General features: G+C 51.4%; 2 rRNA genes. Both read left to right on the top strand.

The features are described from left to right. Positions 1-155 precede the first annotated feature (155 nt). Positions 156-3,043: ribosomal RNA gene (locus H6G73_RS24090) — 23S ribosomal RNA — on the top strand. Between the two features lie 67 nt (positions 3,044-3,110). Then, positions 3,111-3,228, top strand: a 5S ribosomal RNA gene (gene rrf, locus H6G73_RS24085). Positions 3,229-3,240: the final 12 nt, after the last annotated feature.

The following is a 3,240-nucleotide window of genomic DNA, read 5'->3' as shown; positions in this document are numbered from 1 at the left end:
AAGGAAAAGTTCAGCACCTGTATGTTGATACAGAATGCTGGATTTGAATCCAGTCAGAACCATGAAAACTGCATAAGAAAGCGAGAAAAAGAAAAGCAGGCAGTAGTAAGGTCAAAAAAAGACAAGAAACTGCGGATTTTCAACCAATGAAAAGTGGTCAAGCTAATAAGGGCTAATGGTGGATACCTAGGCACACAGAGGCGAAGAAGGACGTGGTTACCGACGAAAAGCTCCGGGGAGTTGGAAGCAAACTATGAGCCGGAGATGTCCGAATGGGGAAACCCTAAGTACTACCTGTTGAATATATAGACAGGAAAGAGCCAACCCAGCGAACTGAAACATCTTAGTAGCTGGAGGAAAAGAAATCAAAACAGAGATTCCCTGAGTAGTGGTGAGCGAAAGGGGAAGAGCCTAAACCAGAGGGTTTACCTTCTGGGGTAGTGGGACAGCGTGATCGAATCTAGAGACTAGACGAAGCAGCTAAATACTGCACCAGAGAAAGTGAAAGTCTTGTAGTCGAAAGTTAAAGGATAGTAGCTGAATCCCGAGTAGCATGGAGCACGAGGAATTCCATGTGAATCAGCGAGGACCACCTCGTAAGGCTAAATACTACTGTGTGACCGATAGTGAACAAGTACCGCGAGGGAAAGGTGAAAAGAACCCCGGAAGGGGAGTGAAAAAGAACATGAAACCATTAGCTTACAAGCAGTGGGAGTCCGATTAAACGGATGACCGCGTGCCTGTTGAAGAATGAGCCGGCGACTTATAGGCACTGGTAGGTTAAAGCGAGAATGCTGGAGCCAAAGGGAAACCGAGTCTGAAAAGGGCGAATAGATCAGTGTTTATAGACCCGAACCCTGGTGATCTAACCATGTCCAGGATGAAGCTTGGGTAACACCAAGTGGAGGTCCGCACCGACCGATGTTGAAAAATCGGCGGATGAGGTGTGGTTAGGGGTGAAATGCCAATCGAACCAGGAGCTAGCTGGTTCTCCCCGAAATGTGTTGAGGCGCAGCGGTAACGAATATACCTGGGGGGTAAAGCACTGTTTCGGTGCGGGCTGGGAGACCGGTACCAAATCGAGACAAACTCAGAATACCCAGAGCACACGTTGCCAGTGAGACAGTGGGGGATAAGCTTCATTGTCAAGAGGGAAACAGCCCAGACCACCAGCTAAGGTCCCCAAATCATCACTAAGTGATAAAGGAGGTGAGACTGCATAGACAACTAGGAGGTTTGCCTAGAAGCAGCCACCCTTGAAAGAGTGCGTAATAGCTCACTAGTCAAGCGGTCTTGCGCCGAAAATGAACGGGGCTAAGTGATGTACCGAAGCTGTGGGATTAACTAAACATTAATCGGTAGGGGAGCGTTCTGTAGTAGGGAGAAGCAGTAGCGGCAAGCAGCTGTGGACGAAACAGAAGTGAGAATGTCGGCTTGAGTAGCGCAAACATTGGTGAGAATCCAATGCCCCGAAACCCTAAGGGTTCCAGAGCCAGGTTCGTCCACTCTGGGTTAGTCAGGACCTAAGGCGAGGCCGAACGGCGTAGTCGATGGACAACGGGTGAATAATCCCGTACTGATTAGTAGTGGTGCAGAGGGACGGAGAAGGTGAATGTCAGCCGGATGTTGGTTACCGGTTCAAGCGTCAAGATGAAGAGAGGTGGAGAAAACACTTTGAGTTGAGACGGGAGTACGACCCACTAAGGTGGGGAAGTGGCATAATCTAGCTTCCAAGAAAAGCTCTAAACACCATAACTATTAATTACCTGTACCCGAAACCGACACAGGTAGGGAGGTTGAGAATACCAAGGGGCGCGAGATAACTCTCTCTAAGGAACTCGGCAAAATGGCCCCGTAACTTCGGAAGAAGGGGTGCCCCTCGCAAGGGGGGTCGCAGTGAAGAGATCCAGGCGACTGTTTACCAAAAACACAGGTCTCCGCGAAGTCAAATGACGCAGTATGGGGGCTGACGCCTGCCCAGTGCCGGAAGGTTAAGGAAGTTGGTCAGCGGTAACGTGAAGCTGACGACCGAAGCCCCGGTGAACGGCGGCCGTAACTATAACGGTCCTAAGGTAGCGAAATTCCTTGTCGGGTAAGTTCCGACCCGCACGAAAGGCGTAACGATCTGGATGGTGTCTCAGAGAGAGACTCGGCGAAATAGGAATGTCTGTGAAGATACGGACTGCCTGCACCTGGACAGAAAGACCCTATGAAGCTTTACTGTAGCCTGGAATGGTGTTCGGGCTTCGCTTGCGCAGGATAGGTGGGAGGCGATGAGATATCCCTTGTGGGGGATAAGGAGCCAACGGTGAGATACCACTCTGGCGAGGCTAGAATTCTAACCCATCTCCGTGATCCGGAGAGGGGACAGTTTCAGGTGGGCAGTTTGACTGGGGCGGTCGCCTCCTAAAAGGTAACGGAGGCGCGCAAAGGTTCCCTCAGCACGCTTGGAAACCGTGCGGCGAGTGTAAAGGCATAAAGGGAGCTTGACTGCAAGACCGACAAGTCGAGCAGGTACGAAAGTAGGCCTTAGTGATCCGACGGCGCAGAGTGGAATGGCCGTCGCTCAACGGATAAAAGTTACTCTAGGGATAACAGGCTGATCTCCCCCAAGAGTCCACATCGACGGGGAGGTTTGGCACCTCGATGTCGGCTCATCGCAACCTGGGGCGGAAGTACGTCCCAAGGGTTGGGCTGTTCGCCCATTAAAGCGGTACGTGAGCTGGGTTCAGAACGTCGTGAGACAGTTCGGTCCATATCCGGTGCAGGCGTAAGAGTATTGAGAGGAGCCTTCCTTAGTACGAGAGGACCGGGAAGGACGCACCGCTGGTGTACCAGTTATCGTGCCAACGGTAGACGCTGGGTAGCCATGTGCGGAGTGGATAACCGCTGAAAGCATCTAAGTGGGAAGCCCACCTCAAGATGAGTACTCTCACTACATGAGTAGGTAAGGTCACACCGAGAACAGGTGTTCATAGGCGGTAGGTGGAAGTGCAGTAATGTATGCAGCCGAGCCGTACTAATAGACCGAGGGCTTGACCTCACAATACATTGGTCTCTCGCTTTCTTTGCAGTCTTCATGGTCTTTGTTTTGACCATCACTAGTTTTTCCTGGTGTCTATGGCGCGGTGGAACCACACTGATCCCTTCCCGAACTCAGAGGTGAAACGCTGCTGCGGCGACGATAGTTCTCGGGTAGCCGATTGTCACAATAGCTCGATGCCAGGTTCTCTCTTCTCC

The organism is Richelia sinica FACHB-800 (assembly GCF_014698825.1).
GTDB lineage: Bacteria > Cyanobacteriota > Cyanobacteriia > Cyanobacteriales > Nostocaceae > FACHB-800.
The sequence above is the reverse complement of the archived record's forward strand: the minus strand, read 5'-3'. Positions and strand labels throughout refer to the sequence as shown.